Raw genomic sequence first — 24,950 nt, 5'->3', positions numbered from 1 at the left:
AATCCTCAACATGTCCGAACAGGTCGTCACACGTTTTGCCCCCTCGCCCACAGGTTTTCTGCACATCGGTGGCGCACGCACCGCATTGTTCAATTGGCTTTATGCCCGCGGACGTGGTGGAAAGTTCCTGCTGCGGATCGAAGATACCGACCGGGAGCGCTCGACCCCCGAGGCAACCACCGCGATCCTTCAGGGTATGGAATGGCTGGGACTGGATCATGATGGCGATGTAATCAGCCAGTTCGAAGGAGCTGCCCGGCATGCCGAAGTCGCGCACCAGCTTCTGGCCGAGGGAAAGGCATATAAATGCTTCTCGACGCAGGACGAAATTGCCGCCTTTCGGGAACAGGCGCGGGCCGAGGGCAAGTCGACCCTGTTCCGCAGCCCCTGGCGTGACGCTGATCCTTCGGCTCTTCCCGAACTGCCATTTGTCATTCGCATCAAGGCTCCGCAGGACGGTACAACAGTGATCCGCGATCAGGTTCAGGGCGACGTGACCATTCGCAACGACCAACTGGACGACATGGTTCTGCTGCGTTCCGACGGGACACCGGTCTACATGCTGGCAGTGGTGGTCGACGATCATGATATGGGTGTTACCCATGTCATTCGCGGCGATGACCACCTCAATAACGCGGCGCGCCAGATGATGATCTATGAGGCAATGGGCTGGGATGTTCCGGTCTGGGCCCATATTCCGCTGATCCACGGGCCAGACGGTAAGAAATTGTCCAAACGCCATGGCGCGCTTGGCGCGCAGGAGTATCAGGCCATGGGCTATCCTGCCGCCGGGATGCGCAACTATCTGGCCCGTCTGGGCTGGAGCCATGGTGACGATGAATTCTTTACTGATGCACAGGCAAAGGAGTGGTTTGATCTGAACGGCATCGGCAAAAGCCCTGCCCGGTTTGATCTGAAAAAACTGGAAAACCTGTGTGGTCAACACATCGCCATTTCTGAGGATGCTGCGTTGCGGCATGAAATCGGAGCCTACCTGGCCGCAGCTGCTTTACCACCCCTGACAGATTCACAATCGAGTGATTTGGAACGTGCGATGTATTGCCTCAAGGATCGGGCGCGGACTTTTCCTGAACTCCTTGAAAAGGCTCACTTTGCCTTGACGGAACGCCCAATCGTTCCCGACGAGAAAGCCGCAAAGGCGCTGGCATCTGTATCCGACGGTATACTGGAAGAATTGACGCCGCAGTTGCAAAATGCTAGCTGGTCTCGAGACGAACTGGAGGAGACCCTGAATTCCTTTGCCGAGTCAAAGGAGCTCACGTTCGGCAAGCTGGCTGGCCCACTCAGGGCCGCCTTGGCTGGTCGGGCCGTCACGCCTTCGGTTTTTGACATGATGCTTGTGCTGGGACGGGATGAAACCCTGGCGCGGCTTTCAGAAGCAGCGAAATAACCCGAATTTCATAAACGGGTAACGCTGCTCCGCTAACACCCGGACTGCGCGAAAGCGCGCAGTCGTTGCCCGCACTGCCCGAGGTTTCTTTGGCATGCGTATGAATGAAGAAGGGATAACCATGACAGACAGCAACAAAACAGCCACTCTGACCGTTCACGGCAAAGAGTATGAGTTGCCGGTTCATACCCCGACCGCCGGTCCGGATGTCATTGATATTCGGAAGCTTTACGGTCAGGCAGGGGTATTCACCTATGATCCCGGTTTCACTTCAACCGCAAGCTGTGACAGCACAATAACCTTTATCGATGGTGAAAAAGGCGAGTTGCTGCACCGTGGCTACCCGATCGACCAACTGGCAGAGAAATCGCACTTTCTTGAGGTCTGCTATCTGCTGCTCTACGGAGAGCTGCCGGTCGCAAAAGATCTGGAGAAATTCGAAACCACGATCACCCGCCACACCATGCTGCATGAGCAGATGCAGTATTTCTACCGTGGTTTCCGCCGCGACGCGCATCCCATGGCCATTATGGTCGGTGTTGTCGGCGCAATGTCAGCCTTCTATCACGATTCGACCGATATCGCGGACCCGCATCAGCGCGAGGTCGCCTCGCATCGCCTGATCGCCAAAATGCCGACAATCGCCGCATGGGCTTATAAATACCACACGGGGCAGCCCTTCGTGTATCCGCGCAATGACTTGGATTATGCGTCTAACTTCCTGCGCATGTGTTTCAGCGTTCCTGCCGAAGAATATGAGGTCAACCCGATCCTCAGCCGCGCGATGGACCGTATCTTAACGCTTCACGCAGACCACGAGCAGAATGCGTCAACGTCCACCGTGCGTCTGGCGTCGTCATCGGGCGCAAATCCGTTTGCATGCATCGCCGCTGGTATTGCCTGCTTGTGGGGGCCGTCCCATGGTGGCGCCAACCAGGCATGTCTGGAAATGTTGGAAGAGATCGGCACCGTAGATCGCATTCCCGAATTCATCGCCCGTGCCAAAGACAAGAACGACCCGTTCCGCCTGATGGGCTTTGGCCACCGCGTGTACAAAAACTTTGACCCACGCGCAAAGGTGATGAAGCAGTCGGCCGACGAGGTTCTGGATCTGCTGGGCATTGAAGACAACCCTAAACTGCAGGTTGCTAAAGAGCTGGAACGCGAAGCGCTGGAAGACCCGTATTTCGCCGACAAAAAACTGTTCCCGAACGTTGACTTCTATTCGGGTATCATCCTCGAGGCGATGGGTTTCCCGACCTCAATGTTCACACCAATCTTTGCACTTTCGCGGACTGTTGGCTGGGTCAGCCAGTGGAAAGAAATGATTGAAGATCCACAGAACAAGATCGGCCGCCCGCGTCAGTTGTACCTGGGTGAGACGCTGCGCGATTACGTGGACATCGAAAACCGCTGATCCATCAAAGCACGCAATAAATCCAGAAGGCCCCGGTTAAACCGGGGTCTTTTGCTTTCGATACTGAAGCAGCGGACGGCTGGGTATTTGGCTTCAGAACAAGCTCATTTGATCCCCAGGTTGCGGCGGAACTGCAAACCGGTCGCATCGTAACGGAGCGGATTTGATCGAAAGCCCTAGTCTTTTGCAGGTTTTAGCGAATCTCAGGGCGATGAGTTCGGCATATTCCCCCTCACCCCGCATCCTGTACCCCCAGCGCGGGTCATAATTTCGTCCGCCATGCATTTCACGCAGCTTGGACATGACCTTTTCTGCACGGGCGGGTTCGTGCTCTGCCAGCCAGTCCTGCCAAAGCTGCGAGACTTCGCGGGGCAATCGCAACATGATCCAGCTTGCCGCATCTGCGCCCGCCTCTTTTCCGGCGCCCAACAGGCTCTCCAACTCATGATCTGTCAGCCCAGGCACAATAGGCGAGGTCATTACGCGAACCGAAACGCCCGCATCGGTCAACGCTCTGATCGTCTGCAACCGACGGGCCGGAGACGGTGCGCGGGGCTCCATCCGCCGGGACAGACCCGCATCCAGCATGGTAAGCGAAATACCGACCCGCACCAATCCCCGGCTGGCCATGTCAGCCAAAATATCCAGATCACGCTCGATCAATGTTCCTTTGGTCACGATTGCGACCGGGTGGTTGAACTCTTGCAAGACCTCAAGGCAAGACCTTGTAATCAGTCTGTTTTTTTCAATGGGCTGGTATGGGTCAGTGTTTGTCCCGATTGCGATCGTGGCGACCTTGTAGGACTTTGCCGACAGTTCCTTGCGCAGAACAATGCTCATGTTGGGACGCGCAACAAGGCGAGTTTCGAAATCCAATCCTGCGGACAAGCCCAGAAAGGCGTGGCTGGGTCTGGCAAAACAATAGACACAGCCATGCTCGCACCCCCGATACGGATTGATCGAACGGTCAAAAGGCAAATCGGGTGAACGGTTATAGGTGATTGCACTGCGCGCCACCTCATCCCGCGTCTCGGTTCGCAGGGGCGGCAAGTCTTCATTGATGTCCCACCCGTCATCAACAGCCTGCGTTGCAAACCGTTCAAACCGCCCAGCAGTATTGGACGCCACCCCCCTTGCCTTGACGACATACCCGATGCTCACGATATATTTGTTCCCTATTTGTTCTTGCCGTACGATAAGCGTGAAACAAAACCTGTGCAAGCCAACCCTTCGAAGAAACAGGAACGCACAGATGAAAAATAAACAGGATAATATTGCAGACTTTTCAATCGAGCCGGTGCCATTTTTGACATATAGGTCGGTCCCGAAACGACCAACGTCGCAATCGTCACAGTCAGAATGCGACGTTTTGGCCAAAACGGAAAAAATGCCACCACGGGCCGATGGCCCGCCCAGCACAGGGAATACCCCATGTCCGACGAAGAAGATATCGTCCTGTCCGAACTGAATGATGACGAACTGGTCGATCAGATGTTCGACGATCTCTATGACGGATTGAAAGAAGAGATCGAAGAAGGCACCAATATCCTGCTGGAACGCGGATGGACGCCGTATGACATCCTGACCAAAGCTCTGGTTGGCGGCATGACCATTGTGGGCCATGACTTCCGCGACGGCATTCTGTTTGTACCTGAGGTTCTGCTGGCGGCCAACGCGATGAAAGGCGGCATGTCGATCCTCAAGCCGCTGCTGGCTGAAACCGGAGCTCCGCGTGTTGGCAAAATGGTTATCGGCACCGTGAAGGGCGACATCCACGATATCGGCAAGAACCTTGTGTCGATGATGATGGAAGGCGCAGGCTTCGAAGTTGTCGATCTGGGAATCAACAACCCGGTCGAGAATTATCTGGAAGCACTGGAAACGGAACAGCCCGACATTCTGGGCATGTCCGCCCTGCTGACCACCACGATGCCTTACATGAAAGTCGTTATCGACACCCTGGTCGAACAGGGCGTGCGCGATGACTACATTGTTCTGGTCGGTGGCGCGCCGCTGAACGAAGAGTTCGGCAAAGCCATCGGTGCAGACGCCTACTGCCGTGACGCTGCTGTTGCAGTGGAAACCGCCAAGGATTTCGTGGGCCGCAAACACAACCAACTGGCTGGCTAAGACCACTCAGGTTTTTCTTGAAAGGCCGTCCGTTTTGGGCGGTCTTTTTCGTTTTGTTGCACCGCCTCCGTCTTTAGGCGTCTTGATTATCCAATTGTATACGAAAGTGCGGTTAAAAACCGAAACGTCCAAGTTTCGGGGGTCCCGTGCCGCAGTCATTCACAGCCATTTCGTTGGGCAAACTCGCCGATATCGATCGTGTTGAGGGCAATTACGTCGCTGAAAACGCCTCCGCGCTTGTTGGGCAAACCTTCGGTTACACGGACGCGCCATTATCGCACAACAGCGTGACATGGAGCGCCGTAGGAAACCCCGGCTCTGCCTATGACATGAACAACATGTCTGCCAATGATCGGTTTTCGATCGACGGCGGCGCGCCGCAAACCTTTGATGGCACATCAGTTTACCACGCCACTGTCACTTATTTCGACGGCACAAGTGCAAACATTACTGCCGTTGTCGCGCAGGATGTGGATGGCAACACATATCTGGTGCCAGAGTTCTCGGACAACGCAGATCAGGCCGCTCTGGAAGCGGGGCCTATACACTCGATCACCTTCAACAGTCTTGCCGGTAATCGGTATTCGGGACTGGTGTCAAGCCGCGAGGACTGGGATCTGGTCCCGTGCTTTACGCCCGGAACGTTGATCAGAACACGGAAGGGAGAACGCCCGGTAGAAACGCTGCGTCCCGGCGACCGGGTTGAAACCCTTGACCACGGGTTTCAAACGGTGCGTTGGGCCGGGCAACGGCGGGTTCAGGCCGCAGGCACGTTCGCGCCGGTTCTGTTCAAGGCAGGCGCATTTGGAAACGCACGCGACCTTCTGGTGTCGCAGCAACACAGGATGCTGCTCTGGAACTGGCGCTTGGAACTGCATACCGGCTATTCCGAAGCGCTGGCCCCCGCCAAACACTTAGTCAATGGACATGACATCATCCTCAAACCCGGCGGGGTCGTAACCTATATCCATCTGCTGTTTGATCAGCATGAGTTGCTCTGGTCGGAAGGCTGCCTGAGCGAGAGCTTTCATCCCGGCGCCCAAACCTGGAACGCACTTGATCGGTCGGCCCGACAGGATATCCTATCGTTGTTTCCCGAGTTATTGAAGCAAGGTATCGCCGCCTACGGCCCGCCCGCGCGGCCTCTGTTATCGGCATTCGAAACACGAACGTCGGCAGCCTGACACGAGATGTCGGAAGAAGGCTTGCCTGCAAGCTGTTTTCGTTCTCTTGTGCCATGAGCCCATAAGGAAGCCGACCTATGCCAAGCGATACGCTACCGGATGATGCAAGCCTCACAACCAAAGGCTATGACGGCGTGGAAAACGCAGGCATCCTGCTGATCGCCTGCGGGGCACTTGCGCGCGAAATTCTGGATATCAAAACGCGCAACGGCTGGGATCACATGGCTCTGACCTGCCTGCCTGCAATCCTGCATGTTCATCCGGAACGGATCACGCAGGCAGTTGAAGACACCGTGGCCAAACACCGCGACAGGTTCGAAAAAATCTATGTGGTTTACGCTGATTGCGGAACCGGAGGTCTGCTGCAATCCGCCTGCGAAAAACTGGGCGTCGAGATGGTAAAAGGCCCTCATTGCTATTCGTTCTTCGAAGGCAATCAGGCCTTTCAAGAACGCGGCGAGGACGAAACAACTGCCTTCTACCTGACTGACTTTCTGGCCCGCCAGTTCGACGCATTTGTCTGGAAACCACTGGGCCTGGATCGCCACCCGGAACTGCGGGACATGTATTTCGGCAATTACACCAAACTGATTTATCAGGCCCAGATCGACGATCCGAAACTGACCGAACGCGCACGGAAATGCGCGGACCGCATGGGATTGGCGTTCGAACGTCGTTTCACCGGCTACGGCGATCTGGAAACCACTTTGTCAGACTGGGCAAACCGCCCCGAGTGACCTCAGGCGTTTTCCTGCGCGACCTGGCGGATGCGTTCGATCATGGCCCGCAATCCATTGGACCGCTGGGCTGACAGATGATCGTTCAAGCCCAGTCGGGCCAGTTCTGCCGCCGCATCGACCTGCGGCACCTCGGTCACCGGCAGTCCGTTGTATAGGGACCGAAGCACGGCGATCAGCCCGCGAACGATCAGCGCATCACTGTCGCCATCAAATTTGAACACACCTGCTTCGATCATCGGATGCAGCCAGACCTGACTGGCACAGCCGTGAACCTTTGTCGCCGGAACTTTCAACGCGTCATCCAAAGGCTCCATCGCCTTGCCCTGTTCGATGACATGGCGATACCGGTCTTCCCAGTCTTCGAGAAACTCGAAATCCTCGACAATGTCTTCAAAGGCAGGCGTGGCCATGGCGCAATGATCCTTTCGTTGAAATCACAATGTGACCTATGCCGACGACCACCTGCTGTCCAGCCCCAGCTGTGGCTTTTCAACGCGAAGAAATTACGCTAACCCATTGTCTGAATTCGTGTGAAAAGCAGTGGGTCCATGCAAAAGTCTCTGTCCGTTCTTATCATCGCCATGCTGACCCTGACTGCCTGCGGCAGCTGGCGCGACTCGCGGGTGAATCCGTCAAACTGGTTTGGCTCCAGCCGGTCTGTGAAGTCTGAAACGCCGTCGGACCCAAATGCCGCCGATGCTTTGGTTCCCAAGACAAGAGAGGGAAGAGGCCTGTTTTCGCGCCCAGACGCCGAAGATACCAGCATTCCAATCGCCAAAATCGATGAGCTGCGGATCGAGCCAATTCCGTCGGGCGCGATCATCTATTCCTCTGGCACCGCGCTTCGGCAGGGTGCCTATAACGCACGCTTGGTTTCGGTTAATTCAGAAGAAAACAAAGAAAAGGGAATTCTGGAGTTTGTATTCCGCGTGAATTACCCCAGCACAGATACCCCGCAAGGATCTGAACGAACAAGAATGGTGTCGGATGCCATTAATGTCTCGACCCAGGATCTTGAAGGCATTCGTCTGATCCGTGTTGTCGGGCAACAGAATACTTTGGAATCGCGGCGGCGGTAATCGCCGCTAAAGCGAGACGACCTTGACCGCCTGCCCTTTGGCCGCCAGCGCGATTTTCCCCTCGCACAGCTTTAGTGCGTCTTCCCCAAAGACCTCGTAACGCCATCCCGACATCGCGGGCAGTTCTCGTTCGCCAGCGGCAATCTGGTCCAATTCGGAACTTGTTGCGATCAGCTTGGCCGCAACGCCTGAGCTTTCAGTTTTGGATTTCAGCAGAACCCGAAGCAAGTCGGCCAAAGCCGGGTTGACCTTCAGGTTATCCCGGGAATTGTCGATCTTCGGCAGATTTTCCTGCGGACAATTTGTGCCCTTCGTCACCGCAGCAAGAATACCTTCGGCAATCGGGCCCTTGCGCGCCTCGCGCAGCAAAAGGCGTGATCCACCGAGATCGGCGACTGTCTTGGGCTTGGTCGACGCCAGTTCGATCAAGGCATCATCCTTGAACACCCGGTTGCGCGGCACGTTATGTTCCTGCGCATACCTTTCGCGGAACTGCGCCAGCTCGCGTACAACAGCCAGGAACTTGGCCGAATTCGTTCGCGTCTTGACCCGCTTCCAGGCCTCTTCGGGACGAATGTCATACGTGGCAGGCTGCGTCAGCGTACGCAGCTCTTCAGCCACCCAGTGGCTGCGCATCGTCTTCTTGAGTTCCGCGGAAAGATATTCGTAGATCCTGCGAAGATGCGTCACATCCGCCAGTGCATATGTTTTCTGCGCCTCTGTCAAAGGGCGGCGGGACCAATCGGTGAACCGCGAAGTCTTGTCGACGCCCTGTTTGCAGATCTTCCGCACCAGCGTCTCATAGCCGACCTGCTCACCAAACCCGCAGACCATCGCGGCGACCTGTGTGTCGAACAACGGGTTGGGGAACACACCGGCCTCGACCCAGAATATCTCAAGATCCTGACGCGCGGCGTGGAACACCTTGACCACGTTCTCGTTTCGGAAAAGCTCATACAGCGGTTCGAGAGACAGGCCATCAACCAGCGGATCAACCAGAACCGCGCTGTCTTCATCATCAGAGGGAAGCGCCAGTTGCACGAGGCACAGTTTCGAATAATAGGTCCGCTCGCGCAGAAACTCGGTATCGACTGTGATATATGAATAGCTTGCGGCCGCCTTGCAGAAATCGGCCAGTTCTTGCGTCGTCGTCAGAGTTTTCATGCGCCGTACTAGTTTTGCTCTTGCTCTTGTGAGTGCCCGTAAATTCCCTCGCCTCCAAGCGATACCGACGACCATAGGACGATTTTCAGGCGAGTGTAAATCACCCTCGGAACCTCACGGCATGAGAACGGGTGACCTGTTGCCTTCGGCAAAGCGGCGCAGCACCGCTGGATAAAGTTCATGTTCCCGGATCAGAACTTTTGAAGCCAGAGTTTCCGGGGTATCCGCTGGTTCGATACCCACACGCGCCTGACCCAGAATCGGGCCATCGTCCAGCGCCGCTGTCACCTCATGGACCGAGCAGCCATGTTCCGTATCGCCCGTTTCAATTGCGCGGGCGTGGGTGTGTAACCCCTTGTATTTGGGCAGCAATGAAGGGTGGATGTTTAACATTCGCCCCTGAAAGCGGGTTACGAAATCCGCGGTCAGGACCCGCATGAACCCGGCCAGGCAGACAATATCCGGCCGCGCGTCTTCCAAGGGCTTCAGCAACTCAGCCTCAAAGGCTGTGCGATTGCCCTTGAATGGCCGGTGATCGACCACTGCGGTCGGAATGCCACGGTCCGCAGCTTTTTTCAGCCCGCCCGCCTGCGCATCGTTGGACAGGACTAAACAGGGACGCGCCGGATGATCACCGGTCATGCTGTCGACAAGCGACACCATGTTGGACCCGCCGCCCGAAATCAGGATCGCGACGCGCTTGTGGCTCACAGCAGTTTGCCCGAATAAGCAACTCCGGGCGTTTCGGTGACAGTACCAATTTGCGCCACCGTCTCGCCAGCCTCGGCTAGCAAGGTCGAAAGCTGATCGGCCTTATCCGGGTCGCAAACCATGATCAGACCGATGCCACAGTTGAAGGTCTTGAGCATCTCAGCTTCCGCGATACCACCAGTCTGCGCCATCCAGCTGAAAACAGACGGCAATTGCCAGCTGCCCAGATCAATCTGTGCCCCCAACCCATCCGGCAATACGCGCGGCAGGTTCTCGGTCAGACCGCCACCGGTGATATGGGCCAGCGCGTGAACGCCACCTTCGCGGATCGCGGACAGGGCCGGTTTGACATAAAGGCGCGTCGGCGTAAGCAGCACCTTGCCCAATGAACCTTCACCAAAAGGGCACGGTGCATCCCAGCCCAGACCAGACAGTTCGACGAGTTTACGTACCAGTGAATACCCGTTGGAATGCACTCCGTTCGACGCCAGACCAAGCAGCACATCCCCCGCCTGGACCCCAGAAGGCAGGTCAGCGCCGCGTTCCATTGCCCCGACCGAGAACCCGGCCAGATCGAAATCGCCATCAGGGTACATGCCGGGCATCTCGGCAGTTTCGCCACCAATCAGAGCACAGCCGGATTGCGCACACCCTTCGGCAATTCCTTCAATGATCCGCGCGGCCGTGTCTGTGTCCAACTTGCCTGTCGCGAAATAGTCGAGAAAGAACAAGGGCTCGGCCCCCTGACAGATCAGGTCATTGACACACATGGCCACCAGATCGATGCCAACCCCGTCCACGACGCCGGTGTCGATCGCAATTCGCAGTTTTGTACCAACCCCATCCGTGGCACCAACCAGAATGGGATCCTGGTACCCGGCAGCTTTCAGGTCGAACAGTGCGCCGAAACCGCCCAGACCGCTCATCACGCCGGGGCGGTTGGTTCGCTTTGCTGCGGGTTTGATCCGGTCAACCAGAGCATTGCCCGCGTCAATATCCACGCCTGCATCGGCATAGGTGATTCCGTTCTTGCCCGCTGTCATGGCCAGTTCCTTTTGAATGCTTTGCGGGCGGGTTATTCGATTGTGGCGTTTGTTGCAACGGTCAGGCTTGACGCGGCTGTTCACCGTGATACGCAATGCGCCTAGGCGGGCCTGTAGCTCAATTGGTTAGAGCAGAGCGCTCATAACGCTTTGGTTGGGGGTTCGAGTCCCTCCGGGCCTACCAAATCACCGCCACTTGCCTTGAACACCCCGCACATCTCACTGGTTTTGTTTGCGTTTTTGACAACAAGCATTCATCCTGTCCCGTGCAACCTGTCCAAACGCGGTTCGAATTTAAAGGCATTGGTCCAGTTCGCAGATTTCCAGTTTCGATCAAAGCGTCCTTGGGTGACAGGTCTTGCTGAAATGCTCCAAAATCTTGTCGCGGGAATCCAGACGCACAAATTGTCATATTGGCGCGAGTTTGAACCGGTAGAGGTGTCAGTTTACCGGCCAATAATGATATCCGCGCACAAACCGCCCAAGCGTTCACTTTTGGCCAGTCTCAGGGTGCCACCATGGGCCCGTGCAACATCCGCCACGATTGCCAAACCCAAACCCACGCCACTGCCTTGATTCTGGTTGCGCGCAGGGTCGAGCCGCGTAAAGGGTTTGACGGCCTCTGTGCGCTGCTCTGCGGGAATTCCGGGGCCATCATCTTCGACACGGATGCGCAGCGACTTGGAATTCAGCGACAGGCTGACCTCAGCCCGGCTGCCGTAGCGCACGGCATTTCCGATCAGGTTTTCGACGGCCCGCCGAACGGCCATTGGGCGCAGCATTGCCGTTCCCTGCCCCTCGACAGCGACCAGTTCGGCCGGATGCCCGGCTCGTGTCGCGTCATCTACAATCTGTCGAACAAACTCAGCCGGATTGATTTCCTCAGGCGATCCTTCGGACGCCCCGCGCGAGAATTCGAGGAATGCATCAACCAAGGACTGCATTTCCGCCACGTCCTGTAACAAAGGTCGTGCCTCGTCCTCGGGCAGCATGGCCAGTCCAAGCTTCAGGCGGGTCAGAGGTGTGCGCAGATCATGGCTGACGCCGGACAACATCAGCGTCCGTTGTTCGATCTGACGTTCGATCCGTGATCGCATATCCAGAAACGCATTCCCCGCCGCGCGTACCTCGATGGCACCGCCCGGGGAGTACGGTACGCTCCGCCCTCGTCCAAACGCCTGCGCCGCATCGGCCAGCCGTGTGATGGGGCGCAACTGGTTTCGCATGTACAGAAATGAAATCGAGGTCATGATGATCGCGAAAAACAGCATCGTCACGATCAACTGATGCGGCGCCGCTGGCGACAATCTGCGCCGGTCGAAGGTCAGTTCCAGCACCCCCAGATGCGTATCCAGATACAAACGCGCCTCGCGGCTGCTTGGCAACGCAACAGCACTCAGCTCCGGCAGCCTTGCACGAAGTTCTGCCTCGACCTGAGGTGCTATGAAGTCGTACCACCGTGGACGGTCAGTTTTGGGAGTTTCGTTGGGAGGCAGAAATCGGGCCTGCATTTCCAGCGCCAGAAGATCCGGGCGCACTTCGGCCAATGCCAGGTGCTGCGTCTCGGCCCCGTCCATCATGGTGGTGATCAGCATCACTTCCCTTGAGGCTGCGCGCGTCATCTGGTCAGTGACATCTTCCAGATGCTTTTGAAGAAAGGAAACTCCTACAACCAGCAGCAACGCGATCACAGGAAGAACCAGAATCAGCGCTGCCCGGGCGTATAGGCTGCGTGGCATATAAGGTTTGAGCCAGTGCGTCGACATGCGCTAAACCTAGCGGGCTGCCCGGACAAGAGAAAGAGCACAGAATGCAGGCACCTGACGATTTCAATCCACCCGCTGGTGTTGCGACAGAATTGCAACCGGGTCTGCGGCGCATTCTGGCCCCCAACCCGTCACCGATGACCTATCGCGGCACCAACACCTATCTGCTAGGCGATCGCGACATTGCCGTCATTGATCCCGGCCCCGCAAGCGAAGAGCATTTGAACGCGATCCTGAATGAACTGCAACCTGGTCAGAGAATCAGCCACATAGTCGTCACGCACGCCCATCTGGATCACTCACCCTTGGCGGCACCCCTAGCCGCCCGAACGGGGGCTGCGATCTACGCGTTTGGCGGCCCCGAAGCCGGTCGCAGCGCAGTTATGACGACCCTTGCAGCACGTGGGTTGGCTGGAGGTGGCGAAGGCATCGACACCGCGTTTCGCCCGGATGTAGAGGTTGCGGATGGTGAGGTCATCTTGGGCGATAACTGGCAGCTTGAGGTTATTCACACTCCGGGGCATCTGGGAAACCACATTGCCCTGGCATGGCAGGATACCTGTTTCACCGCCGACCATGTGATGGGATGGGCCAGTTCGTTGGTGTCACCACCGGACGGAGACCTGACTGATTTCATGACAGCCTGCCACCGCCTGCGCGCGCGCGACTGGTCGGTTTTTCACGCGGGCCACGGTGCGCCAATTTCAGACCCTGCCGCGCGATTGGACTGGCTGATCCGACACAGGCAAAACCGCGAAGCTCAGATTCTAACTGCCTTGGAGGATGCAGACGGAACGGCGCGGCAATTGGCCAAGCGTATCTACACCGACACACCCGTAACCCTGCTGCCAGCCGCGGAGCGGAACGTTTTTGCCCACCTCGTTGATCTTACTGGTAAAAAACAGGTGTCACCACACGGCGAACTATCTGCCACCGCAATTTTTCGCAGAGATCCTTGAAGCCACGAAAATTTTTTAAAGTTCGCGTGCTTAACCTCTGGACGCCGGGAATCCGGATTGCTATACGCCCCTCAGTTCCGGCGTAGCTCAGCGGTAGAGCAGTTGACTGTTAATCAATTGGTCGTAGGTTCGATCCCTACCGCCGGAGCCAAACATATCTGAAAACCAGATATTTGGCTTTTCCCAGATCGCGATCTTGAATTTTCCGGTTTGCTGGAAATAACGTGCCAATCACTCACATGGCTAAGGTTCAATTCCAGTTTCATGCACATCTCAACCAAGCGTTAAGCTGGTTCGGCGCTTGCTTCTCGGACCCTTTAAGGAACAAACCGAATTTAACACGTCCCTAAGGGAGCGTTAACAATCGAATGACACGAATCAAGCGATCGACGGGAATCTGCATTGGCTCTACCTCGAATATCGCCATTCGACCAACAAGCTCAGGCTTAGGCAGAAACTCTTCCGCCGCTTGTAACCGTGGGCGATCACCGTAGTCGTCGATCAACAAGGTCACTGGTCGGGTAATATTGAAGGCCGTCGCCAAAGCACAACCCACGCGAAACCGACCGTCAACAAGAACCACATCCGGGTGCTTAAATCCGTTGCTCTGCCAGATTGACAGCGGATATCTGGGATAGCGCGCCGATTTGTCCTGATTTACCGGAAAACCCCACTTCTTGGTTTCACCGACATCGACCCATGAAATATTGACCTCAGTCCCTCTACTAGGAGGATTCTCACGAAACCAACGCCGCATCATGCGAGCCCAGCCTCGATCACTTTCGACACTGAAAACAGTTTTTGCTTCCATCTCCCCAGCGACCACAGTCGAACCGCCCGAGCCATATTCCAGAATTACAGAGGCCGCATCATAGTGCTTTCGCAGGACACGCTGCGCATTTTCCGGCATGGTTAAAACAGGTCTTTCAAGGCTTGCCGTATTCAATTTGATCTCCGGGTCTTTTCGCTTTTGATGCTTGACGTTGCAATTCACCGTGGTTTCTGAACCGGCACAATCTACCCCTACAGAATTCTCATCACATGACAGCGAAATCAATAGCGACGACTTGATTCCCCAGGCAAAGATTCCACCACAACGGCACCCCGACATATAAGTTTCAGTTGAGCCGGGATTGACAGCTTACCGTACAAGCATCAAGCAAACAGCAATGACCCAAGGAACAGCTTGACGCTCAGATTTCGGGCTGGGAAGATTTTCCTCAAGAATGCTGCTCTCCCTCTGGACGCCAGATACTCCGGTTGCTATACGGCGCGGACCGTTCCGGCGTAGCTCAGCGGTAGAGCAGTTGACTGTTAATCAATTGGTCGTAGGTTCGATCCCTACCGCCGGAGCCAATTCACCCCGCCAGATCGCGTCTCACCCCCCAAGGGCATCCTTGAAATCCGCACGCAGGTTGCGTTTCAGCACCTTTCCGGTTGCGTTCAGCGGCAGCGCGTCAACAAAGACAACCTTGTCCGGAATCTGCCATTTGGCGATTTTCCCTTCGAAGAAGGCCAGAACCTCTTCTTCGCTTGGATTTTCCCCCTCGGCCCTTACAGCGACCAGCAACGGCCGTTCGTCCCATTTCGGGTGCGGAACACCGACCACGGCTGCAGTTGCCAGTTTCGGGTGCGCAACAGCGATGTTTTCAAGTTCGACCGAGCTGATCCACTCCCCTCCGGACTTGATGATATCCTTGGATCGGTCACGAATGGTCATGTATCCATCGGCGTCTAGCGTTGCGACATCGCCTGTGGCGAACCAACCGTCTTGCAACAGATCCTGATCCTGCATCAGGAAATAGCTGTCCAGCACCCAATGCCCCCGCACCATCAGATCGCCCTGCGTTTCACCGTCATGTGGCAGATCTTTTCCGTCATCATCCACGATTTTCAGTTCAACCCCGAAAGGAGGCCGGCCCTGACTCAGACGGATAAGGTGTTGTTCTTCAAGCGGCAGCACCAGATGTTTGGCCAATGGGCAGTTGGCCGTACCAAGTGGGCTCATCTCGCTCATTCCCCACGCATGGACCGTATCGACGCCATATTTATTCCGGAAGGTTTCCATCATCGAGGGCGGGCAAGCAGCTCCTCCGATCACGGTCCGTTCGAGGCTTTTCAAGCTCGTCCCGCATTTGGCGGCATGTGCCAACAGTCCCTGCCAGATGGTTGGCACCCCCATGGCCAGCGTCACGCCATAGGTGTCGATCAGATTAACCAGCGCCTCGCCATGCAGATCCGGGCCGGGCAAAACCAGACGCGAGCCTGACATGGCGCAGGCATAAGGCGACCCCCATGCATTAACGTGGAACATAGGAACAACGGGCATCACGACATCCATCGCCGAAAAGCCGATCACGTCGCGCGTATTCGACGCGAAACTGTGCAGGACCGTCGATCTGTGGGAATAAAGAACCCCCTTGGGATGGCCAGTTGTGCCCGACGTGTAACAGAGCCCCGAGGCCGTATTTTCATCCAGTTCAGGCCAATTAAAGGCCGCGTCACCGGTTTCGATCAGCTCATCACAGAATTTCACGTCGGGTATCTGTGCGGCGGCGTCATCATTGCGGGGGCCCATCAGAACAAAATGGCGAACATCCCTCAGCGCACCGTGCAAGGTGGCAACCAGCGGGACGAAGGTTGCATCAAAGAACAACACCCGATCCTGAGCATGGTTGATGATATAAGTCAGTTGTTCAGGAAAAAGCCTCGGATTGACCGTGTGACAGACATATCCCGCACCCGAGGTGGCATAATAGATCTCCAGATGGCGACGATTGTTCCAGGCCAGCGTCGCGACCCTGTCCTGCGGCTCCAGACCCAGCCGCGTCAGGGCCGACGCCAAACGCCGGGCGTTCACGGCTATCTCGGACCAGTTGGTTTCGGTCACTGTTCCATCCGTTTCGACCGAGATGATCTCGGTCTGGCCGTGGTAGCGCTGCGCGTGATCAATCAACGACGAAATCAGCAAAGGCTGCGTCATCATCTGTCCCAGCATGGACATCCTCCCGTCATGGGCGGGACCTTGCCTGGCCCCGGCCTGTTCCGTCTGGCACTGACAGGCAGAGGTGTTCCCTGTCACGTCAGTCCAGCCGTTTCCTAAGACGGAACCCTGCCAATCATTTAATTGTCTGACAATAAGAGAATGCAACCCACACCGATAGCGGACTACATTCCCGCCGCCTAATCCCGGTGTTTCAGTGCGTAGGCGACCAAGGCCGCGGTCGACCCATCCTTGCCCTCGGCGCTTTCTTCACCGTCCACAATGGGGCCGAGCGAATTGGCCAGTTCCTTGCCCAGCTCAACCCCCCATTGGTCGAAAGAGTTGATGCCCAGCAACACGCCTTCGACAAACACCCGGTGTTCGTAAAGCGCAATAATCTGACCCAACACAAACGGTGTGAGTTTGGGGTAAATCAACGTTGTCGAAGGACGATTACCGGGGAAGACCCGGTGCCGGGCCTGCCGGTCCAGTTCATCACCCAGATACCCCTGCTGCGCCATGCGTTGTCGCGCTTCTTCGAACGAACGGCCACGCATCAGGGCCTCGGACTGGGCCAGACAATTGGCCAAAAGCAGACGGTGGTGATGGGTCAGTTCGGGTTCGTGCCCCTCGGCCGCAACCATGAATTCGCAGGGAATGACATCCGTGCCCTGATGGATCAGCTGGTAAAACGCGTGTTGTCCATTGGTGCCCGGCTCACCCCAGACGACAGGTCCTGAAGGCATGGTTAAGGACGACCCGTCCATCGCCACGGATTTGCCATTCGATTCCATCTCCAACTGCTGGAAATAAGCGGGCAGACGCAACAACCGCTGGTCATAAGGCAGCACCGCACGGCTGGTATATCCCAGAACCTGTCGATGCCAGATGCCAACCAATGCCAGCATCACGGGCATGTTTTCATCCCAGTCAGCCGAGCGGAAGTGCAGATCCATCGCCTGCCCGCCACGCAAAAACGCGTCAAAAGCTTTTGAACCAACCGAAATCATGACCGGCAAGCCGACCGGCCCCCAAATCGAATAACGCCCACCGACCCAATCGGCGAAACCAAATACATGCGCCTCGGGAATACCGAAGGCCTGCGTCTTGTCCAAAGCGCTGGAAACGGCGGCGAACTGGCGCGACGGATCCCCCCCGCCATCGGACATCCACGCACGGGCGGTGCGCGCATTGGTCATCGTTTCGATTGTGGTAAAGGTTTTTGAGGCGACAACGACCAGCGTGCGCGTCGGGTCGAGCTGCCGCAACGTGTCCGCGATATGCGCCCCATCGACGTTCGAGACGTAATGCACCCGCGGCCCATCGTGATAAGGTGCCAGCGCCAACGTGGCCATGACCGGGCCAAGGTCTGACCCGCCGATGCCGATATTGACCACATCGGTAAAGTTGCCCCCCGCCCCAGCGATGGCGCCGCCACGCACCTCTTCAGTGAACACGCGCATCCGATGCAGCGTGTCCAGAACCTCGGGCATAACGTCCTGACCGTCCACCTCAACCGGCCCGCCATCAAGGTTGCGCAGGGCCGTGTGCAACACCGCGCGCCCTTCGGTCTCGTTGATCTTCTCGCCCGCAAACATCGCATCACGCCGAGACGCCAGATCAGCCTCTGCACACAATTGAATGAGCGCGGATCGCACCGCATCATCGATCTGTGTTTTTGAATAGTCGAAGACCATATCCCCGGATGAGGTTGAAAAAGCTCCAGCCCGGTTTGCATCTGCCGCAAACAGGTCAAGGATACGACGGTCACTTTTCGACTGAGCCAGTGTTTTCAAAGCATCCAGATGCATTGCCTTACTCCGCCCAGTGTACGGTCATGCCACCAAGAACTGCGGCGATCGGTGCCTCTTCCGGCGGTAGCGACATAGCTTTTTCAAGAACAGTGCGCTTTGCCTGACCATAGATGATCAGATGTTTCGACAGCGCCCCGTCCAGGACCGGAGCGGTCAGGGAAATTCGTGCCTCTGGCTGCACTTCGGTCCGGGCAACGATCAACGTAGGTGCATCACTGCGCAAAGCTTCCTCCAGCCCTTCCATCCCCGGAAAAAGAGAGGCCGTGTGCATGTCTTCACCCATTCCCAGTACCAGCACCGACAATGGCAATACCGGCGCAATCAGCGACTCGATTTCGGGCAACGCTGCCTCAGGTTCTGCACCAGGGACATAAAGCGGAATATATTGCGCCACAGAGGCCCTGCTGGTCAGCAATCTTTCGCGGATCAAACGCTCGTTAGAGCGGTCATGATCCGCTGGCACACAGCGTTCATCCGTTGGCAACACACGCACACGATCCCACTCAAGATCGGCGGCACACAGGCTGTCAAATACCGGGCCCGGAGTTGTTCCCCCGGGGACGGCCATTGCAACGGTATCATGGTGCAGCAATGCGGCCTCAAGATCGCCCGCCAACACGTTGGCCACGTCGATGGCAAGCATTTCGCGATCAGCATATTCCTGAATTTTCATGGCTTTATCCCTTGCCAGTGGCGTCCATCACGTTTCATTAGCAGTTCAGCGTCGCCCGGCCCCGTGCTGCCGCTGTCATAAGGCTTCGGCACGTCCCCGCGCGCCAACCATCCAGCGATGATCGGATCGGTCCAGGCCCAGGCGGCCTCAACCTCATCCCCGCGCATGAACAGGGTCTGGTTTCCACGGATCACGTCCATCACCAGGCGTTCATACGCATCTGGCGGGTCCTGATTTTCGGGGCCGAGGGCTTCGGCAAAGCTCATGTCCAAGGGAACATCGATCAGACGCATCCCGCCCTGCCCCGGTTCCTTGATCGTCACCTTCAGCGTGATCCCCTCATTCGGCTGCAACCGGATCGACAACGTGTTGGCGTGACGCCCCGCTTCTTCCCCGAAAATCGAGTGCGGCGCGTCCTTGAACATCACGTTGATCACCGACGAGCGCGCCACCAGACGCTTGCCGGTGCGCAGGTAGAACGGTGTACCTGCCCAACGCCAATTGCTGATATGGGCCTTTAACGCCACATAGCTTTCGGTGGTTGATCGCAGGTTGCCAACGCAGTCCCGGTATCCCGGCCCGTCCGATCCGGCCGCAAACTGCCCCCGCACGATGTGATGCGGTTCAACCGGATTAAGCGCCCGGATCACCTTGAGCTTTTCATCCCGAACTGCGTCAGGATCGAACTTGGCCGGAGGTTCCATCGCAATCAGGCAGAGCAGCTGCATCAGGTGGTTCTGCACCATATCCCGCATCGCACCCGCGCGCTCATAATAATCTTCGCGCCCCGCGATACCGACAGTTTCCGCAACCGTTATCTGGATATGGTCGACATACTGGCTGTTCCACAGCGGTTCGAACAGCATATTGCCAAAGCGGACCGCCATCAGATTCTGGACGGTTTCTTTGCCTAGATAATGGTCGATCCGGTAGATCTGATTTTCATTAAAATGCGCGGCCAGCGTGGCATTCAAGTCCCGCGCGCTTGCCAAATCATGTCCAAACGGCTTTTCGACCACGATGCGGGTTTCTTCTGTCACCAGATTATACGCCCTAACCCGCTCGGCCAATGGCCCGAACAGGCTGGGACCGACTGAGAAATAGAAAGCGCGAACCCGGTCCGGCGAGAGCTTTTCGCCCAGTACATCCCAACCTTCCGACGTCAAGGCATCCAGCGATACATAGTCGACCCGTTGCAGGAACCGGGTCAGGGCTTGCGAATCCCGGGCGCGTTCCGAAGCGTGCCGTTGCAGCGACTCAGCAACCATCTTACGAAAGGCGTCCGCCGAATGACCGGCGCGCGCCGCTGCGATAATCCGGGCATCCTCGTGCCACTGACCCGCACAATACCGACGGAAAAGCGCAGGCAGGATCTTACGCTGCGCCAGATCACCGGTGCCGCCGAAAATGATCAGATCAAATGGATCAACAGGGATGACACGTGAAACCATGAGTTGTCCTTACCCTGACCCTTCCGGCATGTCCAATGTTAGCGCAACCAAAGCTCAATAAATCTTGTTGATCAAAACTCTGTCAGAACCCCTGCACCAGACTTACCAAATCCGCGACAAAGGGCTAGATCAGTTTGATGACTTCAACGAACCGGATGCGGGAATGAAAGACAACGCCCCTCAGCTTGCCAATATCGGCAAGTTTCAGCGTAAACTGGTAACGGCCGATGGCCAGACCCGCGCAAAGGTTTCCCTGACCAACCCTCAGACCCTGTGGTTCAACACCGGCACGCTGTGCAATATTGAATGCGTAAGCTGCTATATCGCCAGCAGCCCGACCAATGACGCACTGGTTTATATCACTGCAGACGAGGTTCGTGACTACCTGGATCAGATCGAAGCCCGCAATTGGCCTGTGCGTGAAATCGGTTTTACGGGCGGCGAGCCCTTTATGAACCCCGAGATGATCGATATGACCCGCGCCGCGCTGGAGCGTGGATACGAAGTTCTGATCCTGACCAACGCGATGGCCCCGATGATGCGCCGCAAGGTGCGCGACGGGCTACTGGCATTGCAAAGGACTTTCAATGACAAGCTGACCCTGCGTGTTTCCGTCGATCATTACCGCGCAGAACTGCACGACCTTGAACGCGGCAAGGGGAGCTTTGAAAAAACCCTGACGGGTATGAAGTGGCTGCGCGATCACGGCTTTAACATGGCTGTTGCCGGGCGCACCGTTTGGGGTGAGTCTGACACGGAAAGTCGCGCGGGTTATGCCGCATTCTTTACAGAGCACGGCTTTGACATTGACCCGCATAACCCGGCTCGGACCGTCCTGTTCCCGGAAATGGACGAAACTGTCGAAGTTCCCGAGATTACAACGGCTTGCTGGGGAATACTGAACAAGTCACCCGATGCATTGATGTGCGCCAGCGCCCGCATGGTGGTGAAACGGAAAGGCGCTGACCGGCCTGCCGTGTTGGCCTGCACCCTGCTGCCCTACGAGTCGGAGTTCGAGATGGGGCATTCTCTGGCCGAATCCGAGGCTGACGTTCACCTGAACCACCCCCATTGTGCCAAATTCTGCGTGCTGGGCGGTGCCAGTTGCTCTGGCTGAACGATTCAGGAATTCCTGATTTCGCTTCGGACGGATCATCAGACACGCGCCGACCATTTCGCTTCAATGATTGAAGAGCATGCACCAACGGAACTCGTACCTGCCTCTCGCTCAGTTCACACGAAACTCGCCCACCGTGTTGCGCCACTCACCCGGTGCGATCATTTTGCGATGGGTGAATTTGACCGAATGCAGCGGGCCTTCGATTTCGCGCTGCCAGAAGTCGATGAATTTGAACAGTTTCGGATGATCCGGCGCAAGGTCGTAATCCTGCCAGATGAACGTGTTCAAGACGTGGATATAGTCGGGCATATGATAGAAAAACTCAGCCGTTGTCAGCCCGTACCCCTTGAGCATCAATTCGGTTTCGCTTGGGTTCATGCAGACCTCCTGCTTGATACAAGGTCCATTCAAGATACCACGAAAAACTTCTAATACTTATATAACAATATGTTACTTGAGTATTACCGCGGAAAATCCCCGTAAAGGCGCTGCTTGCTTGCACCTTATGTGCCGGGTCTGATAAGATACACCCACAAGATATAGACCCAGAACAAGACACGGGCAGTTTACGTGAGCGATACGCCAGAAATTCCTGAAAACATGGATGAAACCCCGCCCGAGCGCCCAGTCTACGACGGCCCGACGGTTTCCATCGAATCCGAAATGCGCACATCCTATCTGGACTATGCCATGTCGGTCATCGTTAGCCGCGCGATCCCTGATTTGCGCGACGGGCTGAAACCGGTGCACCGCCGCATTCTGTATGCGATGCACGAAACGGGGAACACGCACGACAAGTCGTACCGCAAATCGGCCCGTCCGGTGGGCGACGTGATGGGTAAGTACCACCCGCATGGTGACAGCGCGATCTATGACGCACTGGTGCGGATGGCGCAGGATTTCTCGATGTCGCTGCCGCTGCTGGACGGTCAGGGCAACTTTGGCTCGATGGACGGCGATAACCCGGCGGCTATGCGCTACACCGAAGTGCGGATGGACAAGCCCGCCGCTTCCCTGTTGGCTGATATCGAAAAAGAAACGGTTGATTTTCAGGACAACTATGACGGCAAGGACCGGGAACCGACGGTTCTGCCGGCCCGTTTCCCGAACATGCTGGTCAATGGCGCCGGTGGTATCGCCGTGGGGATGGCGACGAACATTCCGCCGCACAACCTTGGTGAAGTGGTCGATGCGACTCTGGCGCTGATCGACGATCCCGACCTTACATCAGAACAGCTGATCGAATACATCCCCGGTCCCGACTTTCCGACCGGTGGCCTGATGCTGGGGCGTTCCGGTGCGCGCAAGGCCTATCTGGAGGGCCGTGGCAGCGTCATCATCCGCGCCAAGACCCGAGTAGAAGAAATCCGCAAGGACCGCTATGCCATCGTTGTCGACGAGATTCCCTATCAGGTGAACAAGGCCGCGATGATTGAAAAGATCGCCGAGGCGGTTCGCGAGAAGCGGATCGAAGGCGTGGCCCATGTACAAGACGAATCCGACCGCAACGGTGTGCGCGTTGTGGTCGAGCTCAAACGTGACGCGACGCCCGAGGTGGTGCTGAACCAGCTCTATCGCTTTTCGCCGATGCAGACCTCCTTTGGCTGCAATATGCTGGCGCTGAATGGTGGCCGCCCCGAGCAGTTGACCCTGCGCCGGTTCCTGACCTCGTTCATCGACTTCCGTGAAGATGTCGTTGCCCGCCGCACCGCCTACGACCTGCGCAAGGCGCGCGAACGCAGCCACATCCTGTGTGGTCTGGCTGTGGCGGTGTCCAACGTCGATGAAGTGGTCGCAACGATCCGGTCGTCTGCGGACGCGGCGCAAGCGCGTGAAAAGCTGATGACCCGCCGCTGGCCTGCCTCCGAAATCGAAAGTTATCTGCGCCTGATCGACGATCCTCTGTCCAAGATGAATGACGATGGCACCTATAACCTGACCGAGGTGCAGGCCCGCGCCATTCTGGAGTTGCGCTTGCAGCGCCTGACCCAATTGGGCGTCAAAGAAGTCACGGACGAACTGGAAGAACTGGCAGCCAAGATCAAGGAATACCTTGATATTCTGTCCTCACGCGAACGGATCATGAGCATCATCGCTGATGAGCTGCGCAGCGTGCGTGAACAGTTCGCGGTCGACCGCCGCACTGAGATCGTCGACTGGTCGGGCGACATGGAAGACGAAGACCTGATCGAGCGTGAAGACATGGTCGTGACCATCACTTCGGGCGGCTATATCAAACGAACGCCGCTGGCAGATTTCCGCGCCCAGAAACGCGGTGGCAAGGGCCTTTCGGGGATGCAGACCAAGGAAGAGGATGTTGTTACCAACCTCTTCGTTGCAAACACCCACACTCAGCTGCTGTTCTTCACAACAGATGGGATGGTCTACAAGCTCAAGACCTGGCGCTTGCCCCAATCCGGGCGTACCGGCAAAGGTAAGGCCATCGTCAACATTCTTCCGATCCCAACCGGTGTTTCCATCGCCGCAATCATGCCCGTGGATGTACCCGACGAAGAATGGGAAAACCTCCAGATCGTCTTTGCCACCAGCGCAGGTGACGTGCGTCGTAACCGCTTGTCAGACTTCACCAATGTCCGGCGCAACGGCAAGATTGCGATGAAACTGCCCGACGGCGTCGAACTGGTGAATGCACGCATCTGTTCAGAAGACGAAGACGTGATGCTGGTCACCAATTCCGGCCGCGCGATCCGTTTCCGGACCACCGACGTGCGAGTCTTTAACTCACGCGAATCCACAGGTGTCCGGGGGATCAGGCTGACCAACGGTGACCGTGTCGTGTCGATGTCCGTGATCCGTCATTTCGAGGCGACCCCCGAAGATCGTGTGGCCTATCTCAAGATGCGGCGTGCAGTTGCAGGGCTTACCGAAGAAGACGCTGGTGACGAGGAGGAAGCCGCAGCAAGCAGCGATTTTAGCCAGGAAAAATATGCCGAGATGTCGGCGGCTGAAAACCTGATCCTGACCATCACCGCCGGTGGTGCTGGCAAGTTGAGTTCAAGCCACGACTACCCGGTGCGCGGACGTGGCGGCATGGGCGTAGCCGCGATGGACAAAGCGATGCGCGGTGGGGATTTGGTTGCATCCTTCCCGGTCGAGATCGACGATCAGATCATGCTGGCCACATCGAAAGGCCAATCTATCCGGGTGCCGGTCGATGGAATCTCGTTCCGCTCACGTTCCGCAGGTGGCGTGAAGGTATTCAATACCGGCAAGGGCGAAGAAGTCGTCAGCGTCGCGTGGATCGCCGATCAGGGCGACGAGGAAGAATGACAGTAACCCCGGGC

21 protein-coding genes and 3 tRNA genes are annotated in these 24,950 nt (G+C 56.8%); 12 read left to right on the top strand and 12 right to left on the bottom strand.

What is annotated here, in order from left to right:
* Positions 1 to 10 precede the first annotated feature (10 nt).
* Positions 11 to 1,411: a glutamate--tRNA ligase gene (gene gltX, locus AC2FLZ_RS05975; protein WP_480472974.1), complete on the top strand. Its 1,401-nt coding sequence runs from the start codon at positions 11 to 13 to the stop codon at positions 1,409 to 1,411.
* Between the two features lie 121 nt (positions 1,412 to 1,532).
* Entirely contained in the window at positions 1,533 to 2,828 is a 1,296-nt protein-coding gene (gene gltA, locus AC2FLZ_RS05970) for a citrate synthase (RefSeq protein WP_480472976.1), read from the top strand.
* Between the two features lie 93 nt (positions 2,829 to 2,921).
* Here the strand turns inward: gltA and AC2FLZ_RS05965 are convergent, their stop codons facing one another.
* A complete protein-coding gene (locus tag AC2FLZ_RS05965; protein ID WP_496881938.1) occupies positions 2,922 to 3,989 on the bottom strand; it encodes a PA0069 family radical SAM protein in 1,068 nt (355 codons plus the stop codon).
* Between the two features lie 270 nt (positions 3,990 to 4,259).
* Here AC2FLZ_RS05965 and AC2FLZ_RS05960 point away from each other — a divergent pair, with 270 nt between their 5' ends.
* From AC2FLZ_RS05960 to AC2FLZ_RS05950, 3 genes are all read left to right on the top strand, one after another.
* Complete coding sequence (locus AC2FLZ_RS05960; protein WP_209503809.1) at positions 4,260 to 4,958, top strand: corrinoid protein; 699 nt, start codon at positions 4,260 to 4,262, stop codon at positions 4,956 to 4,958.
* 146 nt (positions 4,959 to 5,104) lie between these two features.
* On the top strand, positions 5,105 to 6,142 hold the full coding sequence (locus tag AC2FLZ_RS05955; RefSeq protein WP_496714330.1) for a Hint domain-containing protein: 1,038 nt from the start codon (positions 5,105 to 5,107) through the stop codon (positions 6,140 to 6,142).
* Positions 6,143 to 6,219: 77 nt separating this feature from the next.
* Complete coding sequence (locus AC2FLZ_RS05950; RefSeq protein ID WP_480517173.1) at positions 6,220 to 6,879, top strand: DUF1638 domain-containing protein; 660 nt, start codon at positions 6,220 to 6,222, stop codon at positions 6,877 to 6,879.
* 2 nt (positions 6,880 to 6,881) lie between these two features.
* On the opposite strand, the gene AC2FLZ_RS05945 is transcribed toward AC2FLZ_RS05950, so the two are convergent.
* Complete coding sequence (locus AC2FLZ_RS05945) at positions 6,882 to 7,292, bottom strand: SufE family protein (protein ID WP_480472984.1); 411 nt, start codon at positions 7,290 to 7,292, stop codon at positions 6,882 to 6,884.
* Positions 7,293 to 7,430: 138 nt separating this feature from the next.
* Here AC2FLZ_RS05945 and AC2FLZ_RS05940 point away from each other — a divergent pair, with 138 nt between their 5' ends.
* Entirely contained in the window at positions 7,431 to 7,961 is a 531-nt protein-coding gene (locus AC2FLZ_RS05940) for a hypothetical protein (protein WP_480553623.1), read from the top strand.
* A 6-nt stretch (positions 7,962 to 7,967) separates the two neighbouring features.
* Here the strand turns inward: AC2FLZ_RS05940 and rnd are convergent, their stop codons facing one another.
* From rnd to purM, 3 genes are all read right to left on the bottom strand, one after another.
* Positions 7,968 to 9,125, bottom strand: coding sequence for a ribonuclease D (gene rnd, locus AC2FLZ_RS05935; RefSeq protein ID WP_480553625.1), 1,158 nt, complete (start codon positions 9,123 to 9,125; stop codon positions 7,968 to 7,970).
* A gap of 114 nt (positions 9,126 to 9,239) precedes the next feature.
* On the bottom strand, positions 9,240 to 9,836 hold the full coding sequence (gene purN, locus AC2FLZ_RS05930; protein WP_480553627.1) for a phosphoribosylglycinamide formyltransferase: 597 nt from the start codon (positions 9,834 to 9,836) through the stop codon (positions 9,240 to 9,242).
* Complete coding sequence (gene purM / locus AC2FLZ_RS05925; RefSeq protein ID WP_496881937.1) at positions 9,833 to 10,879, bottom strand: phosphoribosylformylglycinamidine cyclo-ligase; 1,047 nt, start codon at positions 10,877 to 10,879, stop codon at positions 9,833 to 9,835. Before purM ends, purN begins: the two co-directional genes overlap by 4 nt.
* A 107-nt stretch (positions 10,880 to 10,986) precedes the next feature.
* Between purM and AC2FLZ_RS05920 the strand changes: the two genes are divergently transcribed.
* Positions 10,987 to 11,063 (top strand) — tRNA-Ile (locus AC2FLZ_RS05920).
* Between the two features lie 262 nt (positions 11,064 to 11,325).
* Here the strand turns inward: AC2FLZ_RS05920 and AC2FLZ_RS05915 are convergent.
* Positions 11,326 to 12,645: an ATP-binding protein gene (locus AC2FLZ_RS05915; RefSeq protein WP_480603506.1), complete on the bottom strand. Its 1,320-nt coding sequence runs from the start codon at positions 12,643 to 12,645 to the stop codon at positions 11,326 to 11,328.
* A 44-nt stretch (positions 12,646 to 12,689) separates the two neighbouring features.
* Here AC2FLZ_RS05915 and AC2FLZ_RS05910 point away from each other — a divergent pair, with 44 nt between their 5' ends.
* Together AC2FLZ_RS05910 and AC2FLZ_RS05905 are read left to right on the top strand one after the other, a co-directional pair.
* Positions 12,690 to 13,604 (top strand): MBL fold metallo-hydrolase, encoded by a 915-nt coding sequence (locus AC2FLZ_RS05910; RefSeq protein WP_496714337.1) that lies wholly within the window; start codon positions 12,690 to 12,692, stop codon positions 13,602 to 13,604.
* Positions 13,605 to 13,680: 76 nt separating this feature from the next.
* Positions 13,681 to 13,755 (top strand) — tRNA-Asn (locus tag AC2FLZ_RS05905).
* A 195-nt stretch (positions 13,756 to 13,950) separates the two neighbouring features.
* Here AC2FLZ_RS05905 and AC2FLZ_RS05900 read toward each other — a convergent pair.
* Positions 13,951 to 14,715 (bottom strand): hypothetical protein, encoded by a 765-nt coding sequence (locus tag AC2FLZ_RS05900; RefSeq protein WP_480553633.1) that lies wholly within the window; start codon positions 14,713 to 14,715, stop codon positions 13,951 to 13,953.
* Positions 14,716 to 14,885: 170 nt separating this feature from the next.
* Here AC2FLZ_RS05900 and AC2FLZ_RS05895 point away from each other — a divergent pair.
* Positions 14,886 to 14,960 (top strand) — tRNA-Asn (locus tag AC2FLZ_RS05895).
* Positions 14,961 to 14,982: 22 nt separating this feature from the next.
* On the opposite strand, the gene AC2FLZ_RS05890 is transcribed toward AC2FLZ_RS05895, so the two are convergent.
* The 4 genes from AC2FLZ_RS05890 to zwf form a co-directional block, all read right to left on the bottom strand.
* On the bottom strand, positions 14,983 to 16,602 hold the full coding sequence (locus tag AC2FLZ_RS05890; protein ID WP_496714340.1) for a long-chain-fatty-acid--CoA ligase: 1,620 nt from the start codon (positions 16,600 to 16,602) through the stop codon (positions 14,983 to 14,985).
* Between the two features lie 185 nt (positions 16,603 to 16,787).
* Entirely contained in the window at positions 16,788 to 18,398 is a 1,611-nt protein-coding gene (gene pgi, locus AC2FLZ_RS05885) for a glucose-6-phosphate isomerase (RefSeq protein ID WP_496881936.1), read from the bottom strand.
* A gap of 4 nt (positions 18,399 to 18,402) precedes the next feature.
* The gene (gene pgl, locus AC2FLZ_RS05880) at positions 18,403 to 19,074 is read right to left on the bottom strand and encodes a 6-phosphogluconolactonase (protein ID WP_480473002.1); all 672 of its coding nucleotides are present in this window, start codon (positions 19,072 to 19,074) and stop codon (positions 18,403 to 18,405) included.
* Positions 19,071 to 20,525 carry a glucose-6-phosphate dehydrogenase gene (zwf, locus tag AC2FLZ_RS05875; protein WP_496881935.1) on the bottom strand — a complete coding sequence of 485 codons (1,455 nt, stop codon included), beginning with the start codon at positions 20,523 to 20,525 and terminating at the stop codon, positions 19,071 to 19,073. The genes pgl and zwf overlap by 4 nt, the downstream gene beginning before the upstream one ends.
* Before the next feature lie 163 nt (positions 20,526 to 20,688).
* On the opposite strand from zwf, the gene AC2FLZ_RS05870 reads away from it, so the two are divergent.
* Positions 20,689 to 21,642 carry a radical SAM protein gene (locus AC2FLZ_RS05870; protein WP_480517191.1) on the top strand — a complete coding sequence of 318 codons (954 nt, stop codon included), beginning with the start codon at positions 20,689 to 20,691 and terminating at the stop codon, positions 21,640 to 21,642.
* Positions 21,643 to 21,753: 111 nt separating this feature from the next.
* On the opposite strand, the gene AC2FLZ_RS05865 is transcribed toward AC2FLZ_RS05870, so the two are convergent.
* The gene (locus AC2FLZ_RS05865) at positions 21,754 to 22,023 is read right to left on the bottom strand and encodes an usg protein (protein ID WP_496881934.1); all 270 of its coding nucleotides are present in this window, start codon (positions 22,021 to 22,023) and stop codon (positions 21,754 to 21,756) included.
* Between the two features lie 222 nt (positions 22,024 to 22,245).
* On the opposite strand from AC2FLZ_RS05865, the gene gyrA reads away from it, so the two are divergent.
* Positions 22,246 to 24,936, top strand: a complete 2,691-nt coding sequence (gene gyrA / locus AC2FLZ_RS05860) for a DNA gyrase subunit A (RefSeq protein WP_480553885.1) — start codon at positions 22,246 to 22,248, stop codon at positions 24,934 to 24,936.
* Positions 24,937 to 24,950: the final 14 nt, after the last annotated feature.

Source organism: Ruegeria sp. YKSF131, from assembly GCF_059612645.1.
This window is presented reverse-complemented; position numbering and strand designations above follow the sequence as displayed.

What these genes read in the sequence shown, in the direction of transcription:
- gltX (WP_480472974.1), top strand. Translation starts at nt 11, where the DNA reads ATGTCCGAACAGGTCGTCACACGTTTTGCCCCCTCGCCCACAGGTTTT.
- gltA (WP_480472976.1), top strand. Translation starts at nt 1,533, where the DNA reads ATGACAGACAGCAACAAAACAGCCACTCTGACCGTTCACGGCAAAGAG.
- AC2FLZ_RS05960 (WP_209503809.1), top strand. Translation starts at nt 4,260, where the DNA reads ATGTCCGACGAAGAAGATATCGTCCTGTCCGAACTGAATGATGACGAA.
- AC2FLZ_RS05950 (WP_480517173.1), top strand. Translation starts at nt 6,220, where the DNA reads ATGCCAAGCGATACGCTACCGGATGATGCAAGCCTCACAACCAAAGGC.
- AC2FLZ_RS05945 (WP_480472984.1), bottom strand. Translation starts at nt 7,292, where the DNA reads ATGGCCACGCCTGCCTTTGAAGACATTGTCGAGGATTTCGAGTTTCTC.
- AC2FLZ_RS05940 (WP_480553623.1), top strand. Translation starts at nt 7,431, where the DNA reads ATGCAAAAGTCTCTGTCCGTTCTTATCATCGCCATGCTGACCCTGACT.
- rnd (WP_480553625.1), bottom strand. Translation starts at nt 9,125, where the DNA reads ATGAAAACTCTGACGACGACGCAAGAACTGGCCGATTTCTGCAAGGCG.
- purM (WP_496881937.1), bottom strand. Translation starts at nt 10,879, where the DNA reads ATGACAGCGGGCAAGAACGGAATCACCTATGCCGATGCAGGCGTGGAT.
- AC2FLZ_RS05915 (WP_480603506.1), bottom strand. Translation starts at nt 12,645, where the DNA reads ATGTCGACGCACTGGCTCAAACCTTATATGCCACGCAGCCTATACGCC.
- AC2FLZ_RS05910 (WP_496714337.1), top strand. Translation starts at nt 12,690, where the DNA reads ATGCAGGCACCTGACGATTTCAATCCACCCGCTGGTGTTGCGACAGAA.
- AC2FLZ_RS05900 (WP_480553633.1), bottom strand. Translation starts at nt 14,715, where the DNA reads ATGTCGGGGTGCCGTTGTGGTGGAATCTTTGCCTGGGGAATCAAGTCG.
- AC2FLZ_RS05890 (WP_496714340.1), bottom strand. Translation starts at nt 16,602, where the DNA reads ATGCTGGGACAGATGATGACGCAGCCTTTGCTGATTTCGTCGTTGATT.
- pgi (WP_496881936.1), bottom strand. Translation starts at nt 18,398, where the DNA reads ATGCATCTGGATGCTTTGAAAACACTGGCTCAGTCGAAAAGTGACCGT.
- pgl (WP_480473002.1), bottom strand. Translation starts at nt 19,074, where the DNA reads ATGAAAATTCAGGAATATGCTGATCGCGAAATGCTTGCCATCGACGTG.
- zwf (WP_496881935.1), bottom strand. Translation starts at nt 20,525, where the DNA reads ATGGTTTCACGTGTCATCCCTGTTGATCCATTTGATCTGATCATTTTC.
- AC2FLZ_RS05870 (WP_480517191.1), top strand. Translation starts at nt 20,689, where the DNA reads ATGAAAGACAACGCCCCTCAGCTTGCCAATATCGGCAAGTTTCAGCGT.
- AC2FLZ_RS05865 (WP_496881934.1), bottom strand. Translation starts at nt 22,023, where the DNA reads ATGAACCCAAGCGAAACCGAATTGATGCTCAAGGGGTACGGGCTGACA.
- gyrA (WP_480553885.1), top strand. Translation starts at nt 22,246, where the DNA reads ATGGATGAAACCCCGCCCGAGCGCCCAGTCTACGACGGCCCGACGGTT.